We start from the raw sequence: 21944 nt of genomic DNA, 5'->3' as shown, positions 1-21944 counted from the left end.
CCCTAACATCGGTGCCCTGAGAGGGCCCCGAGCAGGTTCGCGCGTGTTCTCATCCATTACACTCGACGCCTATGGTCACCGCCACGAACGTCGAAGCCACCGCCGTCAACACCATCGCCTGGCTCTCTCGACCGGAGACCACCATCGTCGTGCCGGTGTACCAGCGGCAGTACCGGTGGGACATCGGCGGCTGCGAGCAGCTGCTCGGCGACATCCGCGCCGTGGCGGACTCGCGCGACGCGCACACCCACTTCATCGGCTCGATCCTCTCGACCGGGGCGAGCGCCGACGAGCGGAGCGCCCACGGCTCCGAGCTCGTGCTGATCGACGGCCAGCAGCGCATCACCACGCTCATGCTCCTCATCGCCGCACTCCACCACACCGTCGCCGGGCACGACGACGCGCTCGCGGAGGAACTCGCGCGGGTGCTCGTGCGGGCGAGCCCGGCGGGCGGGAGCGACGCGGGTGCCGACGCCGCGGCCGCAACCGCAACCGCAACCGCTCGCATCGGGCGCACCAAGCTCCGTCCGCACCGTGCCTGGGCCGACGTCTTCGAGAGCGTCGTGCTCGATCGCCTCGGCGCCGACGAGCGCGTGCGCGACTCGCGCTTCGACGACAACTACGCCTTCTTCCGCAGCCAGGTGCGCGCCTCGGAGGTGCCGCGCATCTGGCGCGGCCTGCAGAAGCTCGAGCACGTGGCCATCACGCTCGGTGCCGACGCCAACGCGCAGCAGATCTTCGAGAGCCTGAACTCCACGGGCGCTCCCCTGCTCGACCACGAGCTCATCCACAACTACGTGCTGATGGGGCTCTCGCACGCCGAGCAGACCGAGATCGAGGAGTCGTTCTGGCTGCCGATCGAGCAGAACACGGGCGACTCGATCGCGGCGTTCTGGCGGCACTACCTCGTGATGAAGACCGGGCGCGAGGTCGCCGCGGGCGGCGGGCGCGAGGTCTACGACGCGTTCCGGCAGGTGTTCCCGCGCCTCGAGCTCGGCTCGCTCCGGGAGCAGGCCGCCGAGTGGCGCGACCACTCCGCCGCCTACCGCGTGCTGCTCGAGCCCGAGCTCGAGCCCGACCCCGAGGTGGCGCACGAGCTGCGCGGGCTAGCGGTGTTCGGCAAGGGCACGTACCCGCTCGTCATGCCGGCCTACCTCGAGTACTCTCGCGCATCCGCCGAGCGCGCATCGCTCGTGCTGCTCGTCCGGCAGGTGCAGTCGCTGCTGCTCCGGCGCACGGTCGTGGGCATCGGCACCGCACGCCTCGTGGCACGGCTGTGCCGTGCCAGGGCCGAGGGCGGCGATGCCCTCGTGCGTGCGATCGCCCGCATCACGCCGTCGGACGAGCGGGTGAAGGTGGCCCTGAAGTTCAGCGAGCTGCCCCACGCCGCGTATGTGCTCGGCCGGATCGCGGGAGCGGGAGCGGACCCCGCCGAGCCGCTCGACCTCGAGTGGATCGTGCCCGCCGCGCCCTCCGACGACTGGTCGGGAGACGGCGAGCGCCGCTTCGCCGACTACTCCGACGACGAGCAGAACAGCCACCGAGCGCTCTCCGGCACCCTCGGCAACCTCACGCTGCTCGAGCGCGGGCTCGCCGAGCGCGCCTTCGACCTCTCCTACCCCGAGAAGCGCGCCCTCTACGCTTCGAGCACGGTGCCCCTCACGGCGCAGCTCGCCGGCACGCCCGCCTGGGGCACCGCGGCGATCGCCGAGCGCACGGTGCAGCTCTCCGAACGCTTCCTCGAGGTCTGGCCGCGCCCGCTCCCCGCCGCCGGCCGCGGCTACATCGACGACGACGACCTCACCCCCGTGCTCGACGCCATCCGCCGCCGGGGCTGGCCGCGCGGCTGGGAGCGCGAGTGGGACTACGTGGAGTACCGCGGCGAGCACTGGGAGGTCTACGACGTCAAGTACCTCTTCAACCGCGTCTTCAAGCGGCTCTGGGCCGATTCACGCGAGAGCGTCGTCTCGTTCAGCGCCCGCCGCGGCGGGCCCGTCTACGAGGCGGAGGCGTGGAACGGGCAGTGGGATCGGCTCGACGACGAGCACCACCTCTACATGGGCTGGGACTCCCAGTACATGCTCACCGCCGTGCAGGGCGTGCTCGAGGAGGCCGGGCTCGCCAGCGAGGTCTTCGTGAAGTACAGCTACTTCGGCGCGGTGATGTGACGCGCCCGCCCGTCCGCCCGGCCTGAGGCTCAGCCCAGCTTCACCGCGGTGCCGTAGGCGACGACCTCCTGCGCGTTCTGCCCCACCTCGCTCGCGTCGAAGCGCATCGCGATGACGGCGTCGGCCCCCACGGCCTGGGCGGCCTCGATGAGGCGCTGCTTCGCCTCCTCGCGGCTCTGCATGAGCTGCTTCGTGAGCCCGGCGAGCTCGCCGCCCACGAGGGACTTCAGACCCGCACCGAACTGCACGCCGGCGTTCCGCGAGCGCACGGTCACGCCGGTCACCTCGCCCAGCACCTCGGTGATCTGGCGGCCGGGGACATCGTTCATCGTCGAGATCAGCATGCGGGAATCATGGCAGAGGTCGACGGCGCCGGAGAAGCGCCCTGCCGCGCGCACGTAGTTCCCCGCGGCGCGCCGTCTCCCCGCCCTGGCCGGGCATCCGGATGCGCCGCGCGGTCACAAGCTCTGCCCGATGTCCCACAGCCGGTCGGTGCGGCCGTTCAGGGCCTCCGCCACCGCGATGGCCTGGCCGTCCGAGAGCGAGGCGACGTAGTCGATCACGCCGCGGCCGCGGCCGAGCCGGCGCAGCGCATCCCCCGACGTGTCCTCGAGCAGGTGCGGCCTCGTGGTGGCCAGGCGCGCGTAACCGGCCGTGGCGAGCTCGACCATCTCGATCAGCCGCCGCGGCACGCGCTTCTGGTCGTGCACGTCGTCGAGCCACTCGGTGAAGGCGCTCACGAGGTCGACGAGCACCCGGCTGAGTCCGCGCTGGTACATCGCGACGTCGGGCCGGTTGAGGATGAACTGCTTGTGCACGAACTTCATCACCTTCACCTCGTGCCAGGCCCTGCGGTCGAGCGAGATCAGGCCCGTGCGCGGCGTGCCCGTGGGAGCGGCCACGACCGAGCGGCCGAAGTGCGCGATCCACCGGCTGGTGAAGCTCGAGAGCCGCCGCTCGGCCGCGATCGAGCCGTCGAAGACCGTGGAGAGCAGCCCCTCCACGAGCTCCTCCGTGACCACGCGCACGGCGGCCTCGAAGGCGTCGTCGTCGGCGATCCAGGGGTCGTCGCGGTGGATCTTGCGGCGCAGCGCCTCGAGGCTCTCACCCGCCCTGTCCCGCGTGCGGCCGAGCTCGAGCTCGGGGGTGTCGAGTCGGCGGAGGGCTGCGGCGTTGTCGATGAAGCCGCGGAACTCCCGCGCCACGGCCACCTGGCTGAGGATGCCGGCGCGGTAGAAGTCGTCGACGTCGTGGATGGAGTACGCGATGTCGTCGGCGATGTCCATCACCGAGCACTCGAGCGTCTGCGCCCACGGCGGCAGCGCGGGCGCCGAGGCGCGCGCCTGGTCGAGGTCGTCCTGCTCGAGGAAGTAGGCGGAGTACTTGCGCGCCACCACCGTCTCGCCCACGCGCTTGAGGCCGGGCGGCAGGTCGGAGGGCGCGAGGTCGCGGGCGCCTCCCGGCGAGGCGTCGAAGCCGAGGCCCTCGAGCGCCGGGGTCCACGGGTACTTCGCGAGGCCCGCACGCACGGCCGCGGTGAGGTTGAGGCCGGCGGCGGCGGCGTCGCACACGTCGAGGGCCGCGACGATGCGATAGGTCTGGGCGTTGCCCTCGAAACCGTCGGCGAGGCCGAGGGTCTCGCGGGCGATCCGGTTGAGCACGTTCTCGCCGAGGTGCCCGAACGGCGGATGCCCCAGGTCGTGCGCGCTGGCGGCCGCCTGCACCACGACGGCATCGCATCCGCCCGGTGCGAGCTCGCCCGAGAGCGACGGGGCCGAGCCCACGAGCGTGCGGTCGACGGCCACCGCGATGGTCCTGGCCACGGCGGTGACCTTGAGCGAGTGCGTCAAGCGGTTGTGGATGAGCGGGCTCGCTCCCGCCTGGGAGATGACCTGGGTGACGGCGGAGAGCCGGGAGAAGTAGGGCGAGAAGCGCACCCGCTCGAGGTCGACGCGGTACTCGGGGTGGCGGCCGGACTGCTGGATCTCGTCGAGCTCCTCGGGCTGACGGCGGCACACGCGGGCATCGCCCGGCCCGAGCTCCGGTTCGCGGGGCTCCGGTTCGCGGGGCTCCGGTGCCCTGTTCTCGGCGGTTTCGTGGTTCATCTGCCCTTTCTACCGCAGGTCATCCGACCCTGCCGTAGCCTTGTCGCCGTGGACATCAGCCAGATCCGGCATTTTCTCGCGGTCGCCGACGAGGGCGACTGGTCGCGGGCGGCCAACGCGGCGCACGTCTCGCGGGCGACGATCCAGGCATCCGTCGCCGAACTCGAGCAGCTGCGCGGGGAGCAGCTCGTGCGCGAGATCGTGGCGGAGGGTGCGGAGCCCGGCGATTCCGCCGGTTCCGCCGATCCGGGCGCCAAGCCGCGGGTCGAGCTCACGGCCGCCGGGATCGCCTACCGGCCCGCCGCGCGTGCGGCCGTGGCGAAGGCTCCTGCGCCCGCAGCCAAGGCCGGGGGCCGGGCGAAGGCCTCGAAGGGCCGGGGTCGCGCTCCCGTGGTGAAGGGCGAGCCGAAGCCCTTCAAGAAACGCCAGGGCCGCTGAGCCTGCGCGAGCCGCCGACGCGCCGCGAGTAGAGCACGGCCAGTGCACCGAGGCCCACGAGGAAGAGCGTGAGGCCCACGATGTACGCGATCACGCTGATCCAGCCGTCGGTGGCCGGATTCAGGAACGGGTAGGGGTAGATCCGGCCGCCGCTCGCGGCCGCGCGGGCGAACGAGTAGATCGCCCATGCCACCGGGTAGATGGGCACGATCCAGAGCGAGCGCCAGGGCAGCGCCGGGCGGCCGGGGGTGAGCAGCCAGTCCAGCACGAGGATGATCGGCACCCACACGTGCACGACCTCGTTGGGCCAGTCGAGCCCGGGGTAGCCGGTGGGCGGCACGAAGCGCAGGAGCACGTTGTAGACGGCGGCGGTGACGATCGCGTAGGTGAGCGCCGCCATCCGCACGGTCGTGTAGAGCTGCGGATCGCGTGCCAGACGCAGGGCGAGCACCCCTCCCACCACGAGCACGACGATGTTGAAGAGGCTCGTCTGGATGGTGAAGTAGCTGAAGTACTCCCACGGGTCGAAGGCGTCGTTCGCGACGCGGTCGCCGATCTGGATGCCGATGGTCACAGCGAGCCCGAGGCCCACGATCAGGCGGAGGGCGCCGGCGATGCGTCGTGTCACAGCGATCAGTCTGTCACGCAGTCCGTCCCGTGGTTCTCCCAGAGCGACGTGCCTAGACTCGCCGGATGCCCTCGCTCGACCGCCTCGCCTCCGCTCGTCCCCGCTCCTGGCGCCGCCGTGGCCCCCGGGGTGGTCGCTGGGGTTCGGTGTTGGTGGCGGCGGGTGCGTTGGGGGTCGCTGTCGCGCTCGGCGTGAGCGGCTGCGGAGCGGGAGCAGCGGGGCCCGCCGTGACGACCGCGGTGCCGACAGCCGTGGCGAGCCCGGCGCCACCCGCCATCGATCCCGGTCCGGCGGCGGTGCTGGAGTTCCCGGCTGTCGGAGCGGGAGCGGTCGGCATCGCGGGCGCCGACGGCTCGGTGCAGGTGCTCGGTCAGGGCGGCGAGACGGCCACCGTGCCCATCGCGAGCATCACGAAGGTCATCACGTCGCTCGTGGTGCTCGACGCGCATCCGCTGGCCGGCCCCGGCGACCCCGGACCCACCATCACCCTCGGAGCCGCCGACGTCGAACGCACCGAGGCCATCGAGGCCATCGGCCAGTTCGTCGAGCCGATGTTCGAGGGGCAGCAGGTCTCGTTGCACGACGCTCTCGCGATCACGCTGCTCACGAGCGCCAACAACTACGCCGAGACGGCGGCCGCGTGGGCCTTCGGCTCGACCGACGCCTACCTCGAGGCGGCCCGCGCCTGGCTCGCCGAGCAGGGGCTGACGGCAACGACCCTCGCCGACGCGAGCGGACTCGATCCGGGCAGCGCGAGCACCACGGCCGACCTGCTGCGGGTGGGCGCGCTCGCGCACGCCGATCCGGCGCTCGCGGCCATCGCCGGTCTGGCCTCCTACGAACAGCCCGACCTCGGCACCATCGTGAACCAGAACGTGCTGCTCGGCGAGGGCGGGGTCGACGGCCTCAAGACCGGCTCCACCACCTACGCCGGCGCCACGCTGCTCACCTCGGCAGTCGTGACGGTGGGGTCGTCGCCGGTCACGCTCATCGCGGTCGTGCTCGGCACGGAGTCGATCGACGCGCGCTTCGCGACCACCCGCGCCCTGCTCGCGTCGGCTCAGGCGGGCCTCCGCGAGGTGCGGCTCTCGACAGCCGGGCAGTCGTTCGGCAGCTACGCCGGCGCTGACACCGGCACCGCTTCCTCCGAGTCCGCATCCTCCGAGTCCGCGTCCTCCGAGTCCATCGACGCCGTCGCGACCGCCGACCTCACCGCGGTCGTCTTCGGCGACACCCCCATCACGACCGAGGTCCGGCTCGAGCCGCGCACGACGGGCGCGGCGGGCGACCCCACCGGCTCCGCCGCCTTCACCGTCGGCACCGCCCGCTACGAGCTCCCGCTCGCCCTCGCGGCGCCCCTCGGCTGATGCTGTAGTTGGAGATCACCGTCGGCTCGAAGCAGCCGTGTTCCGGGAGAAGTGCGCGACACCAACGGCCTCTACGGGGTCGCTGTCGCGCATTTCCACCGTTACTCGGTCGTCCCCGGCTGGAAGCCGTCGCGGGCGGTGCGCTCCTCGAGCGGCTCGAGCTCCTGGAAAAGGCTCACCTGCAGCCCCGCCGGCCCCCGCAGTCGCGCGTTGAGCGAGCGCCAGGGCGTCTCGCGAGGCTCCGCCTCGAGCTCGGCGCCGCCGGCCACGAGCCGCTCGGTCGCCTCCACCGCGTCGTCGACCTCGAACGCCACGCGCAGCCGGTCGCTCCGGCCGCCTTCGGTCTCGATCCCGTCGATCATGCGCACCTGCGCCGGGTTCGCGAGCTCGAGCGTCGCGGCTCCCGCGTGCAGGATGGCGACCTGCGCCCCGCCCTCGCCCTCGAACGCCGCCTGCGGCTCGAGCCCCAGAACGTCGCGGTAGAACGCGAGCGCGGCCTCGAAGTCCTCCGCCTCCACCACCAGCCGCAGCTGCTTCACGCGGGGTGCCGCGGGCGAGGCCGATCCGGATGTCGTCTCATCACTCATGCTCACACGGTACGTCCCGACGGCCGAAGATGCGCTCCCGCCGTCATCGGACGTATCGTGGAGGGGTGAGTCTTCGATCGGATGCGGTGCCCTCGGGGCGTCAGGAGGTCACCGGCGGCGCTTTCGCCGGTGGCAGGTAGAGCCCTCCCCACCCCGCATCCCCCTCTCTTTTCGCCCGTGGCCCCGCCGACGCGGCGCCGCACGGGCACGACCGATCGGACACCCATGCAACCCCTCGACGAGAAGACCCTCCGCGCCTCCTTCGTGAACACCTCGCGCAAGGAGCTCAGCGACCTCACTCTGCCGGACGGATTCGAGACCCTCGACTTCGCCCGGCTCGACTACCTCGGCTGGCGTGACCGCCGGATAGCCCGGCGCGCCTACGCCGTCGTGCCCGTCGGCCCGGACGGCGACGACGGTGCCGGCCCCGGCTCGACCGGGAGCGCCGGTGTGCCCGAGCTCATCGGCGTCATGCTCAAGCAGGCCGAGGCGAGCCCCCGCACGCGCGCCCAGTGCTCCCTCTGCCAGGACGTGCAGCTGCCCAACGACGTGGTGCTCTTCAGCGCGCGCCGTTCCGGCCCCGCGGGCCGGAACGGCAACACGATCGCGAGCCTCGTGTGCTCGAGCTTCGAGTGCTCGACCAACGTGCGCAAGCTCCCGGCCACCGCCTACGTCGGCTTCGACGTGGAGGCCGCGCGCACCGACCGCATCGCGAGCCTCCGCACCCGCGTCGCGGCCTTCGCTCGCGCTGTCCTCGACCCGGCCGCACCCCCCACGTCCTAGCCACCCGCCCCGCGACTTGACAGAAGTCACGCCCAAGACCGCCGACTTGGCACATCTTGTGTCAAGTCGGCGAGGCGGACGGCCCGCCGCGCGGCGGAGGGGGCTCCGTCGTCGGGCGGAGGCGTCGGGGGCGCAGCGCGCCTAGCCTGGAGGCATGAGCGACTCGTCACCCACGACCCCGCCCTGGCCTCCCACCGCACCCGGGGCACCGGGTGCGGCAACTCACGCCGCCGCACCCGGCAGCGAGCCGGCACCTGTGCTCAAGGACGCACCGGCTCCCGGGCCGGCCGCCGCGAGCGCCGAGTTCACCTACGACCATGCGCTGCGCGCCGCACCCGCCTGGTGGCGCGGCGCGGTCTCGATCGCGCTGCTCGTGGTCGCCTACTTCGTCGCCTCGATCGTGTTCGGCCTCGTCGCCATGCTGATCGACCTCGCCGTGGGCAGCTACACCGTCGACAACCTCACCACAGGCGCCGCCCTCACCCAGCTCACCCCCGCACTGATGCTCGCGAACAACCTCGCGCTCGCGAGCCTCTGGCCGCTCTCCATGCTCATCCAGTGGGCGCTCTTCGGCGTGCGGCCGCGCTGGCTGAGCTCGGTCGAGGGCCGCTTCCGGTGGCGCTGGTTCGGCCGGCTGGCCCTCGTGATCGTGCCCGTCTGGATCGTCTACGTGGGCATCTCGGTCGCCCTCGGCCCGATCGAGCCGATCGCGCTCACGGGCACCGTCATCGCCATGGTGCTCGTCGTGGTCTTCACGACCCCGCTGCAGTCGGCGGGCGAGGAGTTCGGCGCGCGCGGTCTCATCCAGCGCTCGGTCGGCTCCTGGTTCCGCAACCCGATCGCGGCCTTCGTGGTGGGCACGCTGGTCTCGGGCGGCCTGTTCTCGCTCGCCCATGTGGCGGGCGACCCCTGGCTCATCGCCTACTACTTCGTCTTCGGCGCCGCGGCCTCGATCGCCGCCCGCGGCACCGGCGGTCTCGAGGCGCCCGTGCTGGTGCACGCCGTGAACAACCTGCTGCTCCTCATCCCCACCGCCCTGATGAGCCAGACGGATCAGGTCTTCGAGCGCGGCGCGGGCACCGCGGGCCCGTTCATGCTCCTGCCGATGGCCCTCGTGCTCGGCGCGGCCTTCTTCAGCATCTGGTGGGGCCGCCGAGCCGGCCTCCGCACCCGGGCGCCGCTGCCGCCCACCCGCGGCACCCGCCGTTAACCTCCGGCCGCTACCGTACCCGCTGTGACGACCCTCTTCAGCGGCCGGCCTGTTCCGGCGGAACTCGACGACCTCCTCGGCTTCACGGTGCTCGACGACGACGATGACGACCCCGTGCTCGTGCGCACCGACGGCAGCCTCGTCGACACCTGGCGCGAGGGCTACCCCTACGACGAGCGGATGAGCCGCACCGAGTACGAGGCCTCCAAGCGCCTCCTGCAGATCGAGCTCCTCAAGCTCCAGAACTGGATCAAGCGCGGCGGCCGCCGCCTCGTGGTGGTGTTCGAGGGCCGTGATGCCGCAGGCAAGGGCGGCACGATCAAGCGCTTCACCGAGCACCTCAACCCCCGCGGCGCGCGCGTGGTGGCGCTCGAGAAGCCCACGGAGCGCGAGTCGACCGAGTGGTACTTCCAGCGCTACGTCGCCCACCTCCCGGCGGCCGGCGAGATGGTGCTGTTCGACCGCTCCTGGTACAACCGGGCGGGCGTCGAGCGCGTCATGGGCTTCTGCACCGATGCGCAGTACGACGAGTTCATCCGCCAGGTGCCGCTGTTCGAGTCGATGCTCGCGGGCGACGGCATAGACCTCGTGAAGTTCTGGTTCTCGGTCTCGGCCGAGGAGCAGCGCACGCGCTTCGCCATCCGCATGGTCGATCCGGTGCGGCAGTGGAAGCTCTCGCCCATGGACCTCGAGTCGCTCGACAAGTGGAACCGCTACACCCGGGCCAAGGAGGCCATGTTCGAGGCCACCGACACCGCCGATGCGCCCTGGACCGTCGTGAAGTCGAACGACAAGAAGCGCGCACGACTCGAGGCCATGCGCTTCGTGCTCAACCGCTTCGACTACGACGACAAAGACGTGGAGGTCGTCGGCGAGACCGACACGAAGATCGTCGGGTCTGCCGCCGACATCTACGAGCGCGGCGAGCAGCGGCCGGCCCGATGACCCCCCGGGTGCACGTGCGCTGGACCCCGTTGCCGGCGGGCACGGGCCCAGCCGACGTCGAGGCCCTCGCCCCGTTCCTCGGCGACGACGAGCGGATGCGCCGTGCGGCCACCACGGACGAGGCGGCGGCCACGCGCTTCGTGGTCGGCCGCGCAGCCCTCCGGGTGCTCGCCGCCGAGCTCGTCTCGGAGCACGCGCTCGCCCGCGGTGGCGACCCCGTGCATCCGGTCGACCTGGTGGTCACGGCGCACTGCGCGGTGTGCGGCGGACCGCACGGCCGCCCGCAGCTCGCGCTCGCCTCACCGAAGGGCCGCCCGATCAGCGTGAGCGTGGCCCACTCCCCCGCAGGCGTGGCGGTCGCCGCCACCTGGCGCGGGCCCGTGGGCATCGACATCGAGGCGGCGGATGCCACGGTCGAGCAGCTCGCGGCCGTCACGGCCCTCGTGCCCACGGCGTCGCGGCCCGCCGGCCGGCAGTGGGAGCCCATCCAGCACTGGACCCGCCTCGAGGCGGTCGTCAAGGCCGACGGCCGCGGCCTCGCGCTCGACCCGGCCGACGTGCTCATCCGCACGCGCGACGGCGCGATCGAGGCCACGGCGGGCCGCGACGCCGAGGCCGGCGAGTACGCCGTGGCCGACCTGCGGCTCGACCCCGCCCTCCGCGCGAGCGTGGCGGTGCGCCTGGCGGGCGCCCTCAAGAAGAAGCCCGTGGTGCCGCTCACCAGCTGGCGGCGCCTCGAGCTCGCCGAGCTCGAGCACGCCGCCCGCCGGTAGCGGACGGGACCCGCCGAAACCCGGCAGAACCCGCCGGAACGCCTACGCGGCGTCGAGGTACCCGTTGGGGTTCAGCACGTACTTCTGCGCGGCTCCCGCGTCGAACTCCGCGTAGCCGCGCGGCGCATCCTCGAGCGTGATCGCCGTGGCGTTGACGTTCTTCGCGATGTGCACCCTGTCGTGCAGGATCGCCATCATGAGCCCGCGGTTGTACTTCATCACGGGGCACTGCCCGGTGGTGAACGAGAGCGACTTCGCCCAGCCCGTGCCGAGGCTGAGCGAGAGCGCGCCCTTCTTGGCGGCGTCGTCGATGCCGCCCGGGTCACCCGTGACGTAGAGGCCCGGGATGCCGAGGGCACCACCCGCGGCCGTGATGTCCATGAGCGAGTTCAGCACCGTGGCCGGGGCCTCGTGCCCCGAGTCGCCGCCGTGCCCTCGCGCCTCGAAGCCCACGGCGTCCACGCCGCAGTCGACCTCGGGCACGCCGAGGATCTGCTCGATCTGCTCGGCCGGGTCGCCCTTCGTGAGGTCGATCGTCTCGCAGCCGAAGCTGCGCGCCTGGGCCAGCCGCTCCTCGTTCATGTCGCCCACGATCACGGCGGCGGCACCCAGCAGCATGGCACCGGTCGCGGCAGCGAGGCCCACGGGGCCCGCTCCCGCGACGTACACCGTGGAGCCGACGCCGACACCCGCGGTGACGGCTCCGTGGAAGCCGGTCGGGAAGATGTCCGAGAGCATCGTGAGATCCATGACCTTCTCGAGCGCCTGGTCGCGGTCCGGGAACACCAGCAGGTTCCAGTCGGCGTAGGGCACGAGCACGAACTCGGCCTGCCCGCCGACCCAGCCGCCCATGTCGACGTAGCCGTAGGCGCTGCCGGGGCGATCCGGGTTCACGTTCAGGCAGATGCCGGTCTTGCGCTCCTTGCAGTTGCGACAGCGGCCGCAGGCGATGTTGAACGGCACCGAGACGATGTCGCCCACCTTCACGAACTCCACGTCGGGACCGACCTCCACCACCTCGCCGGTGATCTCGTGGCCGAGCACGAGGTCGGAGGGCGCGGTGGTGCGACCGCGCACCATGTGCTGGTCCGATCCGCAGATGTTGGTGGCGACGGTGCGCAGGATGGCGCCGTGGGGGACCTTCCGGCCCACGTTGGCCGGGTTCACCCCCGGTCCGTCCTTCAGCTCGAATTCGGGGTAGTCGATGTCGATGACCTCGACGACCCCAGGGCCCTTGTAGGCGACGGCTCTGTTCGATGACACGTGATCCTCCTTGATCCGGGTGCCCCAGAACGGGGCACGTCGTGTCCACTCGACACTAGCCGAATCAGGCGAGCGAGGGCAGGGCGGGGTGGTTCAGCCAGGCGTCGAAGAAGGCGGCGAGCGGATGGCCCGCGTGCTCCTCGGCGAGGGCCACGAAGGCGGCGGTGTCGCTCGTGGAGTGCGCGTGCTCGCTCGTCCAGGCCTGCAGCAGCGCGAAGAACGCGGGGTCGCCGATCTCGGCGCGCAGGAAGTGCAGCGTGAGGGCGCCGCGCTTGTAGACGCGGTCGTCGAACATCGAGGCAGCCCCCGGCTCGCCGATCACGAGGTCCTGCGGCGCCTGCCGCAGCCGCAGGTAGTGCTCCTGGGCGAGCTGCGCCGCCGGTGACCCGCCGCGCTCCTCCGACCACAGCCACTCGGCGTAGCAGGCGAAGCCCTCATTGAGCCAGATGTCCTTCCAGGCCGCCACGCCCACGCTGTTGCCGAACCACTGATGCGCGAGCTCGTGCGCGATCAGCCGCTCGGATCCGCCCGCGCCGTCGACGTGATTGGCCCCGAAGATGGCCATCGCCTGCGCCTCGAGCGGGATCTCGAGCTCGTCGGCGGTCACGACCACGCCGTAGCGGTCGAAGGGGTACGGGCCGAACTCCCGCGCGAAGAAGTCGAGCATGTGCGGCAGCGGCGAGAAGTCGGCCCGCAGCCGCCCCTCGAGCTCGGCCGGGAACGCGTAGTCGACGGGCACGGCGCCGGAGTCGTCTGTCCGCCGCAGGTACTGCCCGATCTGCACGGTCGCGAGGTAGGCGGCCGTGGGCCGGGGCTGGTCGTAGACCCAGGTGGTGCGCCCGCTCCGGGTGCGCTGCTCGGTGAGGGTGCCGCTGCAGACCACGGTGTAGTCCTGGTCGGCGGTGAGGCGGATGCGATAGCTCGCCTTGTCGCCCGGCCGGTCGTTGCAGGGGAACCAGGTCGACGAACCCGAGGGCTGCGAGGCCGTGAGCACGCCGTCGGCGAGCTCCTCCCAGCCGATCGGGCCCCACGCGCTCCTGCGGGGGCCCGGCCTGCCGCCGTACTCGATCTCGAGCTCGAAGCGGGTGCCGGCCGGGATGGGTGCATCCGGCCGCACGGTGAGGGTGTGCGTGTTCTGCGTGATCCGCTGCAGCCGCCTGCCGTCGAGCCGGACCTTCGTGGCCTTGAGCTTCGAGAGGTCGAGCAGGATGGCGGGGAGGTCGACGACGGCCTCGCCGCTGATCCGGGCGACGCCGTCGAGGCGGTTCGTCTCGATCCGGTAGTCGAGCTCGAGGTCGTAGGAGTGCACGCGGTACGACCAGGTGCCGATGCCCGGCGTGTAGGGATCCCCGGAGAATGCGACACCGCGCCCGGTCACGCGACCACCGTGCGCACGGCGGATCCGGCCCCGGCCCCGGCGTCGGCCGGCGTCGGCGGGTGCGCGCCGTAGTCGGAGGTGCGCACCTCGCGCCACGGCCCGATCGGGTTGCCGCTCCAGCGGCTGCCCTCGGGCACGAGCTCCCCCCGCATCACGAGCGAGGCGGGCCCCACGGTGCCCTGCGCGGCGATGCGGGCGGCGGGCAGGATGACGCTGTGCGGGCCGAGCGTGGCGCCGTCGTCGAGGGTGACCGTGTCGAGGCTCATCACTCGATCATGGAACAGATGCGTCTGAACCACACATCCGCGGTTGACCGTCGTGGCGTCCCCCAGGGTCACGAGGTCGGCCTCAGGCAGCCAGTAGGTGTCGATCCAGACGCCCCGGCCGATCCTCGCACCGAGGCTCCGCAGCCACCAGACGAGGGCGGGGGTGCCGGCGGCGGCCTCGGCGAACCAGGGTGCGGCGACCATCTCGGTGAAGGTGTCCGACACCTCGCTCCGCCACACGAACGACGACCAGAGCGGATGCTCACCGGCCCGGATCCGCCCGATCAGCACCCACTTGGCCACGGTGCTGACGGCCGCGGCCACCGCTCCGGCCGCGAGCAGCACCACGCCCGAGAGCAGTGCCGCCACGAGCACCCCCGCCCACGCGGTGAGGGCGGCGAGCACGAACAGCACCGAGACGCCGAGGGCGCAGGTCACGATGACCGGCACGATGCGCAGGAGCTCCCACAGGATGCGCGCGACCTTGAGCCGGGCCGGCGGGGCGTAGGTGCGGCTCGCGTCGGCGGCGTTGACCGTGCGGCGGAGGCGCACGGGCGGGGAGCCGAGCCACGACGAGCCCGCCTTCGCCTTGCGGGGAGCGGCCGAGAGCACGGCCACGAGGCCGTCCCGCGGCACGGAGTGCCCGGCCGCGGCCATGCCCGAGTTGCCGAGGAAGGCCCGCTCGCCGATCTGGGCGCGCGCCACGCGCATCCAGCCGCCGCCGAGCTCGTAGGCGCCCACGAGCGTGTCGTCGGCGAGGAAGGCGCCGTCGTGCACCGTGGTCATGGCGGGGATGAGAAGCACGGTCGAGGCCTCGACGTCGCGCCCGATGCGGGCGCCGAGGAGCCTGAGCCAGACGGGGGTGAAGAGACCGGAGTAGAGCGGGAAGAGCACGGTGCGCGAGAGGTCGAGCAGGCGCTCGGTGGCCCAGAGCTGCCAGCCCACGCGGCCGCGCACGGCGTGCACCCCCTCGGAGACGCCGAGGCCGAGGAGCCGGGTGAGCACGAGCACGAGCCCGGCGAGCACGACGCCGGCCACGAGCACGCCGGGCACGAGACCGAGCGCGGCCCGGCCGGCGGCCTCGCCGAGGGTGGCGGAGTCGCGGAGGAAGACGGCGAGCACCGCGCCGCCCGAGGCGTAGGCGATGAGCGGAACAGCCGCCATCACCACCGAGGAGGCGCCGTAGGCCACGAGCCACCTGGAGCCGCGAGCAGGGCGCGCGGACGGCCACCAGTCGCGGGCCTTGCCCACGCGACGGGCGGGCGAGCCTGCCCAGCGCTGTCCGGAGGGCACGCGCCCGAAGACCGAGGAGCCGGCCTCGATCTCGGCGCGCTTGCCGATGCGGGTGCCCGGCAGCAGCGAGCTGCGGGCGCCCACCGTGCTGCCGGCGCCCACGCGCACCGCGCCCACCCGCACCGTGTCGCCGTCGATCCAGTAGCCCGACAGGTCGACCTCGGGCTCGATCGAGGCGCCGCGACCCACCGTGAGCATGCCGGTGACCGGCGGCAGCGAGTGCAGGTCGACGTCGTCGGCGATGCGGGCGCCGAGGGCGCGGGCGTAGTAGTTGATCCACGGCGCTCCGGCGAGGCTCACGGCTCCGACCTGGTGCGCGATCTGCTCGGCGAGCCAGAGTCGGAGGTGCCACCGGCCGCCCCGCGGGTGGTTGCCGGGGCGGAGGCCCCGGAGGAGCAGCCGCGAGGCGATGACTGAAATGCCCATGCGGCCGAACGGCGTGGCGAAGAGCACGAGACCGACGATCAGGAGCCAGAGCGGCACGGTCGGCAGGAAGCCGAAGCCGCCGACGGCCGTGAGCACGGCCGTGGCGGTGAAGAGGTAGACGAGCCAGCGCAGGCCCGCGAGCACGAACAGGGGGATGCCGAGCAGGGTCTGCAGCACGCGCATCCGGAGCGGGGTCTCGGCCACGGGCGCTGAGGAGGCCCGCCCGCCGGCGGTGTCGGCCTCGTCAGCATCCGCCGCACCGACCCGCACCGAGAGCTCGGCGGCCACGGCACCGAGGCGCGGATGGGAGTACACGTCGGCGACCGTGAAGCCCGGGTCGATGCGGCGGAGGCCGGCCACGAGCTGGGCCGCCGCGAGCGAGCCGCCGCCGAGGTCGAAGAAGTTGGCGGCCGGGTCGGTGACCGGCACGCCGAGCACGTCGGTCCAGAGCCCGGCCACCCGCACGAGCATCGGATCGGCGTCGGGCCCGAAGCCGCCCTCGCCCTCCGAGGCGTCGCCGGAGCCGGCGCCGGCGGGCAGCGGCCAGGGCAGGGCGGCCTTGTCGACCTTCCCGGAGGTTCGGGTGGGGAGGTCCTCCAGCACGGCCACGAGCGGCACGAGCGCCGCCGGCAGTTCCTCGCGCAGCCGCGCCACGGCGGTCTCCCGGTCGAACGACGCCGGATCGGCCGCCACGACGTACCCCACGAGCACCTGGTTGCCCGCGCCGGTCGTGCGCACCGCCACGGCGGCACCCGAGACCCCCGGGAGGCCCTGCAGGGCCGACTCGATCTCGCCGAGCTCGATCCGCCGGCCGCCCACCTTCACCTGGTCGTCGGCGCGGCCCTGGAACACGAGTCCCTCGGGGTCGTAGCGCACGAGGTCGCCGCTGCGATAGGCGCGCTCCCAGCCGAGCGAGGGCATGGCGGCGTACTTCTCGGCATCCTTCTCGGGGTCGAGATAGCGCGCGAGGCCCACTCCCCCGATGATGAGCTCGCCGACCTCGCCGGGGGCCACACGGGCGCCGTCGCCGTCGACCACCGCGAGGGTCCAGCCCTCGAGCGGGAGCCCGATCCGCACCGGTCCCGGGCCGCCGAGCGGCGCGGCGCACGCGACCACGGTGGCCTCGGTGGGCCCGTACGTGTTCCAGACCTCCCGGCCGCCGCTCGCGAGCCGCTCGCCGAGCTCGGGCGGGCAGGCCTCACCGCCGAAGATGAGCAGCCGCACGTTCTCGAGCGACTCCACGGGCCAGAGGGCCGCGAGCGTGGGAACGGTCGAGACGATCGTGATGTCGCGGGTCACGAGCCAGGGCCCCAGGTCCATGCCGCTGCGCACGAGCGAGCGCGGCGCGGGCACGAGGCAGGCGCCGTGCGCCCAGGCGAGCCACATCTCCTCGCACGAGGCGTCGAAGGCCACCGAGAGCCCCGCGAGCACACGGTCGCCGGGGCCGATCGGCTCCCCGGTGAGGAACAGCTGCGACTCGGCGTCGACGAAGGCGGCGGCGGAGCGGTGGGTCACGGCCACACCCTTGGGGGTGCCCGTGGAGCCGGAGGTGAAGATGATCCAGGCGTCGTCCTCGGGCTCGGGCGGCGAGACCACGGGGAGCGACGCCGTGCTCGCGTGCGGCTCGCCACGGGCGAAGAGCCTGGCCGCCCGCTCCGGCGCGGTCTCCGTCTCCGTCTCCGCAGGGGCGAATTCCCCCGTGCCCGTGATGATGCCCGCTACGCGCGCCTCGCCGAACACGAGCTCGGCCCGCTCCTCGGGGTCGTCGGCATCGACCGGCACGTAGGCGGCACCTGCCGCGAGCACCGCGAGGATGGCGATGTAGAGCTCGCGCCGCCCCGATTCCATCCGGATGCCGACGCGGTCACCGCGCCGCACACCGGCCTCGTGGAGCTCGGCGGCGGTCGCATGCACGCGCGCCATCAGCTCGCGGTAGCTCAGGGCACCCTGCGCATCCTCCAGGGCCGATGCCTCGGGATTCCGCGCCGTCGCGGCTCGCAGCACGTCGATCAGGGTGCGGGGTGACGCCGCCCCCGAGGCCCGGTCGAGTTCGGGCTGGAGGTGCGGGGTGCTGTCGGGCATGGCGGACATTGTGCACCAGGAAGGTTAACGACGATCGCGCGAGGCGCGAGGAGCGCCCCACCCGGTGGGGGACGGATGGGGCGCCCGTCTTGTAGGACGTGCGCCGGACCTCAGATGTCACACTTCGAGGCGACCCATTTGCAGGCCATCTCGACGTCGACTAGGTTCGGTTAGGCAATCCTAACCGAAAGGCCCCCATGCCCCGCGCTTCTCGACTGCTCGCTCTCTCGACGGCAGCCCTGCTCACCGCCGGCCTCGCCGCGTGCTCCACCCCCTCCTCCGGTTCGGACGGCTCCGCCGCCGCCGGTGGGGACACGGAGTTCACGCCCATCACCATCGAGCACGCCCTCGGCACCACCACGATCGAGACGAAGCCCGAGCGCGTCGCCACCGTCAACTGGGCCAACCACGAGGTGCCGCTCGCCCTCGGCATCGTGCCCGTCGGCATGGCCGCGGCCAACTTCGGCGACGACGACGGCGACGGCGTGCTGCCCTGGGTCGACGAGAAGCTCGAGGAGCTCGGCGCCGAGACGCCCGTGCTGTTCGACGAGACCGACGGCATCGACTTCGAGGCCGTGGCCGACACCGCTCCGGATGTCATCCTCGCCGCCTACTCGGGGCTCACGCAGGAGGACTACGACACCCTGAGCGAGATCGCCCCCGTCGTGGCCTACCCCGAGACCGCGTGGGGAACCTCGTGGCGCGACATGATCCACCTCAACAGCGAGGGCCTCGGCCTCGCCGAGGAGGGCGACGCCCTCATCGCCGAGCTCGAGCAGGAGATCGCCGACTCGGCTGCGGAGTACCCGCAGCTCGAGGGCACCTCGGCCATGTTCCTCACCCACGTCGACACCGCCGACCTCAGCGAGGTCAGCTTCTACACGACGCACGACACCCGCGCCGCCTTCTTCGAGGACCTCGGCCTGTCGACCCCGAAGAGCATCGCCGATGCCTCCGCCACCACCGAGAACTTCTCGCTCACGGTGAGCTCGGAGCAGGCCGACACCTTCGCCGACGTCGACCTCATCGTCACCTACGGCGGCGACGACCTCGTCACGACCCTCGAGGGCGACCCGCTGCTCTCGCAGGTGCCCGCCGTGGCGAACGGCTCGATCGTGAGCCTCCCGGGCACGAGCCCGCTCGGCACCGCCGCGAACCCCACCCCGCTGTCGATCTCGTGGGTGCTCGACGACTACCTCGAGCTGCTGGCCGCGGCCGCCGACAAGGCCAAGTGAGCCGAGTCCCGGATGCGGTGACGGCCCTGAAGACCGCCACCCCGCCTCCTCCCTCGGGCGCCGCCGTCGTGCGGCGCCCGAGGCGCGTGCGCGCCCTCGGGCTCGTCATCTCGCTCGCGGTGCTCGGTGCCGTCATGGCGGCCTCCGTGCTCGTCGGCTCCCGCGAGGTCGAGTGGGGCGACGTGCTCTCCGCGCTCGGCGGGCAGACCGAGGGTTTCGGCCCCGCCGCCGTCGCCACCCGCATCCCCCGCACCCTCGTGGCGGTGCTCGTCGGCGCAGCCCTCGCCGTCTCGGGAGCCGTCATGCAGGGCGTCACGCGCAATCCGCTCGCCGACCCCGGCGTGCTCGGCATCAACATGGGCGCCTCGCTCGCCGTCGTGACGTTCATCGCCTTCGTCGGGCTCTCCTCGGCCACCACCCAGATCTGGGTCGCCATCGGCGGCGCCGCCGTCGCGGCCGTCTTCGTCTACACCGTGGGCTCCCTCGGGCGCGGCGGTGCCACACCGCTCAAGCTCGCTCTCGCGGGGGCCGCCACCTCGGCCGCGCTCGCTTCGTTCATCAGCGCCGTCGTGCTGCCGCGCGCCGACATCGGCGAGGCCGCCAGGGCGTGGCTCATCGGCGGCGTGGGCGGAGCCACCTTCACGGCCCTGAACCAGGTGCTGCCCTTCCTGCTGGCCGGATTCGTCATCTGCCTGCTCTCGGCCAAGGGCCTCAACTCCCTCGCCCTCGGCGACGAGCTCGCGGCCGGCCTCGGCGAGCGCGTAGCCCTCACCCGCGGCGCCGCGGCCCTCGGCTCGGTCGTGCTGTGCGGTGCCGCCACCGCGGTGTGCGGACCCATCGCGTTCGTCGGCCTCGTGGTGCCGCACGCCTGCCGGCTCATCGTGGGCGTCGACCACCGCGGGCTGGTGCCGTTCTCGGCCGTCGTCGGTGCGGCGCTCCTCACGGGCGCCGACGTGCTCGGCCGCATCGTGGCTCGGCCCTCCGAGATCGACGTGGGCATCATCACGGCGCTCATCGGGGCGCCGGTGTTCATCTGGATCGTGCGGCGGCAGAAGGTGCGAGCCCTGTGAGCGCGGTCATCGCGGCGGGCGAGGGCACACCACCCGCCGAGGCGCGCGACGATTCCCCCAGCCTCTCGACCGCGCAGGCGGTGGCCCGCAGCCGTCGGCTCCGCCACCGGCGGGCCGGCATCGTCATCGCCGTGCTCAGCGCCCTCATCCTGGTGGTGTTCGCCGTCTCCCTCATGGTGGGCAAGACCTTCTACCCGCCGGCAGACGTCGTCACCGTCATGTTCGGCGGCGACGTGCCCGGTGCCACGTTCACGGTCGGCCGCCTGCGCCTGCCCCGGGCGAGCCTCGCGGTGCTCGCAGGGCTCTGCTTCGGCCTCGGCGGCGTCACCTTCCAGACGATGCTCCGCAATCCGCTCGCGAGCCCCGACATCATCGGCATCAGCTCCGGCGCGAGCGCCGCGGCGGCCTTCGCCATCGTCACGCTCTCGCTCGGCTCCACGGCGGTGTCGGCGTTCGCCATCGTGGCGGGGCTCGTCGTCGCCATCCTGATCTACGCGCTCTCGTATCGCAGCGGTGTGGCCGGCACCCGGCTCATCCTGATCGGGATCGGCATGGCGGCGATGCTCAACAGCATCACGGCGTACGTGCTCTCCCAGGCAGCGCAGTGGGATCTGCAGGAGGCCGAGCGCTGGCTCACCGGCAGCCTCAACGGCACGAGCTGGTCGCAGGTCGTGCCCGTCGTCGTGGCCCTCGCCGTGCTCACGCCGGTGCTGCTCGGCCAGTCCCGAAACCTCGGCACCACGCAGCTCGGCGACGACACCGCGTCGGCCCTCGGGGTGCGGGTGGATCGCACGAGGCTCATCGCGATCGTCACCGCCGTGGGCCTCATCGCTTTCGCCACCGCGGCGTGCGGACCGATCGCGTTCGTGGCGTTCCTCGCCGGGCCCATCGCGTCGCGTCTCGTCGGCCCAGGCACGCCGCTGCTCGTGCCGGCAGGGCTCGTGGGGGCGCTGCTCGTGCTCGTGGCCGACTTCGTGGGCCAGTTCGCGTTCGGCACGCGCTACCCGGTCGGTGTCATCACGGGTGTGCTCGGGGCGCCGTACCTGATCTACCTCATCATCCGTTCCAACCGCCGGGGAGGCTCCCTGTGACCACCGACCACCGCCTGACCGCCGAGGCGCTCTCGCTGGGCTACGGCGACCGCACGGTCATCGAGGGGCTCGACCTCGAGGTGCCGCCCGGGAGGGTGACCGCCATCGTGGGCGCCAACGCCTGTGGCAAGTCCACGCTGCTGCGCTCCATGTCGCGACTGCTCGCGCCGCGCACCGGTCACGTGCTGCTCGACGGCAAGGAGGTGCACCGGATGCCGGCCAAGCAGCTCGCCCGCACCATGGGGCTCCTCCCGCAGTCGCCCATCGCACCCGAGGGCATCACGGTGTCGGATCTCGTGGGCCGGGGCAGGCATCCGCACCAGGGCATCTTCACGCGCTGGAGCGCCGCCGACGACGCGGCGGTGGCCGACGCCCTCGACGCGACCGACACCGCGGGCCTCGCCGACCGCCCCGTCGACGAGCTCTCCGGCGGCCAGCGCCAGCGGGTGTGGATCGCCATGGCCCTCGCCCAGCAGACCGAGCTGCTGTTGCTCGACGAGCCGACGACGTTCCTCGACGTGAGCCACCAGGTGGAGGTGCTCGACCTCCTCACCGACCTCAACCGGCGGCGCGGCACCACGATCGTGATGGTGCTGCACGACCTCAACCTCGCTGCGCGCTACGCCGACCACCTGGTGGCGCTCGCGGGCGGCCGGGTGCACGCGGCGGGCGACCCCACCGCGGTGCTCACCGAGGATGTCGTGCGCACGGTGTTCGGCCTCGACAGCCGCGTCATCCCCGACCCGGTCTCGGGCAAGCCCCTCATGCTCCCCATCGGCCGCCACCACGCGATAGCCCCGGCCGGCGCCTGAGGCTCCCCTACTCGGTCACTTCGG

The 21944-nt window shown here is 72.6% G+C and carries 18 protein-coding genes; 11 read left to right on the top strand and 7 right to left on the bottom strand.

The genetic code is table 11. From position 1 onward, the window contains the following. Nucleotides 1–71 precede the first annotated feature (71 nt). The gene (locus N1028_RS07435; RefSeq protein WP_259526300.1) at nucleotides 72–2168 is read left to right on the top strand and encodes a DUF262 domain-containing protein; all 2097 of its coding nucleotides are present in this window, start codon (nucleotides 72–74) and stop codon (nucleotides 2166–2168) included. Nucleotides 2169–2197: 29 nt separating this feature from the next. On the opposite strand, the gene N1028_RS07430 is transcribed toward N1028_RS07435, so the two are convergent. Both N1028_RS07430 and N1028_RS07425 read right to left on the bottom strand, forming a co-directional pair. Then, nucleotides 2198–2512, bottom strand: coding sequence for a YbjQ family protein (locus tag N1028_RS07430; RefSeq protein WP_259526299.1), 315 nt, complete (start codon nucleotides 2510–2512; stop codon nucleotides 2198–2200). Nucleotides 2513–2626: 114 nt separating this feature from the next. Continuing rightward, complete coding sequence (locus N1028_RS07425; RefSeq protein WP_259526298.1) at nucleotides 2627–4273, bottom strand: deoxyguanosinetriphosphate triphosphohydrolase family protein; 1647 nt, start codon at nucleotides 4271–4273, stop codon at nucleotides 2627–2629. 48 nt (nucleotides 4274–4321) lie between these two features. Here N1028_RS07425 and N1028_RS07420 point away from each other — a divergent pair, with 48 nt between their 5' ends. Further along, nucleotides 4322–4711, top strand: coding sequence for a LysR family transcriptional regulator (locus N1028_RS07420; RefSeq protein ID WP_259526297.1), 390 nt, complete (start codon nucleotides 4322–4324; stop codon nucleotides 4709–4711). Here the strand turns inward: N1028_RS07420 and N1028_RS07415 are convergent. Beyond that, nucleotides 4689–5339 (bottom strand): Pr6Pr family membrane protein, encoded by a 651-nt coding sequence (locus tag N1028_RS07415; protein ID WP_259526295.1) that lies wholly within the window; start codon nucleotides 5337–5339, stop codon nucleotides 4689–4691. The two genes, N1028_RS07420 and N1028_RS07415, sit on opposite strands and share 23 nt — an antisense overlap. Nucleotides 5340–5404: 65 nt before the next feature. Between N1028_RS07415 and N1028_RS07410 the strand changes: the two genes are divergently transcribed. Then, a complete protein-coding gene (locus N1028_RS07410; RefSeq protein WP_259526294.1) occupies nucleotides 5405–6706 on the top strand; it encodes a D-alanyl-D-alanine carboxypeptidase family protein in 1302 nt (433 codons plus the stop codon). 101 nt (nucleotides 6707–6807) lie between these two features. Here N1028_RS07410 and N1028_RS07405 read toward each other — a convergent pair whose 3' ends face one another. Then, complete coding sequence (locus tag N1028_RS07405; protein WP_259526293.1) at nucleotides 6808–7293, bottom strand: VOC family protein; 486 nt, start codon at nucleotides 7291–7293, stop codon at nucleotides 6808–6810. 225 nt (nucleotides 7294–7518) lie between these two features. Here N1028_RS07405 and N1028_RS07400 point away from each other — a divergent pair, with 225 nt between their 5' ends. From N1028_RS07400 to N1028_RS07385, 4 genes are all read left to right on the top strand, one after another. Next, nucleotides 7519–8076 (top strand): FBP domain-containing protein, encoded by a 558-nt coding sequence (locus tag N1028_RS07400; protein ID WP_259526292.1) that lies wholly within the window; start codon nucleotides 7519–7521, stop codon nucleotides 8074–8076. A gap of 154 nt (nucleotides 8077–8230) precedes the next feature. Further along, nucleotides 8231–9286 carry a CPBP family intramembrane glutamic endopeptidase gene (locus tag N1028_RS07395; protein WP_259526291.1) on the top strand — a complete coding sequence of 352 codons (1056 nt, stop codon included), beginning with the start codon at nucleotides 8231–8233 and terminating at the stop codon, nucleotides 9284–9286. Between the two features lie 24 nt (nucleotides 9287–9310). Beyond that, nucleotides 9311–10231 carry a polyphosphate kinase 2 gene (gene ppk2, locus N1028_RS07390; protein ID WP_259526289.1) on the top strand — a complete coding sequence of 307 codons (921 nt, stop codon included), beginning with the start codon at nucleotides 9311–9313 and terminating at the stop codon, nucleotides 10229–10231. Beyond that, nucleotides 10228–11004, top strand: coding sequence for a 4'-phosphopantetheinyl transferase family protein (locus tag N1028_RS07385; RefSeq protein WP_259526288.1), 777 nt, complete (start codon nucleotides 10228–10230; stop codon nucleotides 11002–11004). The genes ppk2 and N1028_RS07385 overlap by 4 nt, the downstream gene beginning before the upstream one ends. Before the next feature lie 42 nt (nucleotides 11005–11046). Here N1028_RS07385 and fdhA read toward each other — a convergent pair whose 3' ends face one another. The 3 genes from fdhA to N1028_RS07370 form a co-directional block, all read right to left on the bottom strand. Continuing rightward, nucleotides 11047–12267: a formaldehyde dehydrogenase, glutathione-independent gene (gene fdhA, locus N1028_RS07380; protein WP_259526287.1), complete on the bottom strand. Its 1221-nt coding sequence runs from the start codon at nucleotides 12265–12267 to the stop codon at nucleotides 11047–11049. A 64-nt stretch (nucleotides 12268–12331) separates the two neighbouring features. Further along, nucleotides 12332–13645 (bottom strand): M1 family metallopeptidase, encoded by a 1314-nt coding sequence (locus N1028_RS07375; protein WP_259526286.1) that lies wholly within the window; start codon nucleotides 13643–13645, stop codon nucleotides 12332–12334. Further along, complete coding sequence (locus N1028_RS07370; protein WP_259526285.1) at nucleotides 13642–17712, bottom strand: Pls/PosA family non-ribosomal peptide synthetase; 4071 nt, start codon at nucleotides 17710–17712, stop codon at nucleotides 13642–13644. The genes N1028_RS07375 and N1028_RS07370 overlap by 4 nt, the downstream gene beginning before the upstream one ends. Before the next feature lie 197 nt (nucleotides 17713–17909). Between N1028_RS07370 and N1028_RS07365 the strand changes: the two genes are divergently transcribed. From N1028_RS07365 to N1028_RS07350, 4 genes are read left to right on the top strand one after another with little or no spacing between them, the layout of a single operon-like run. Next, nucleotides 17910–18947, top strand: a complete 1038-nt coding sequence (locus tag N1028_RS07365) for an iron-siderophore ABC transporter substrate-binding protein (RefSeq protein ID WP_259526284.1) — start codon at nucleotides 17910–17912, stop codon at nucleotides 18945–18947. After that, complete coding sequence (locus N1028_RS07360; protein WP_259526283.1) at nucleotides 18944–20017, top strand: FecCD family ABC transporter permease; 1074 nt, start codon at nucleotides 18944–18946, stop codon at nucleotides 20015–20017. Before N1028_RS07365 ends, N1028_RS07360 begins: the two co-directional genes overlap by 4 nt. Further along, nucleotides 20014–21108 (top strand): FecCD family ABC transporter permease, encoded by a 1095-nt coding sequence (locus N1028_RS07355; protein WP_375163423.1) that lies wholly within the window; start codon nucleotides 20014–20016, stop codon nucleotides 21106–21108. The genes N1028_RS07360 and N1028_RS07355 overlap by 4 nt, the downstream gene beginning before the upstream one ends. Then, nucleotides 21105–21920 carry an ABC transporter ATP-binding protein gene (locus N1028_RS07350; protein WP_259526281.1) on the top strand — a complete coding sequence of 272 codons (816 nt, stop codon included), beginning with the start codon at nucleotides 21105–21107 and terminating at the stop codon, nucleotides 21918–21920. Before N1028_RS07355 ends, N1028_RS07350 begins: the two co-directional genes overlap by 4 nt. Nucleotides 21921–21944 lie beyond the last annotated feature (24 nt).

Source organism: Herbiconiux oxytropis (assembly GCF_024979315.1).
GTDB classification, from domain to species: domain Bacteria; phylum Actinomycetota; class Actinomycetes; order Actinomycetales; family Microbacteriaceae; genus Herbiconiux; species Herbiconiux oxytropis.
The sequence above is the reverse complement of the archived record's forward strand: the minus strand, read 5'-3'. Positions and strand labels throughout refer to the sequence as shown.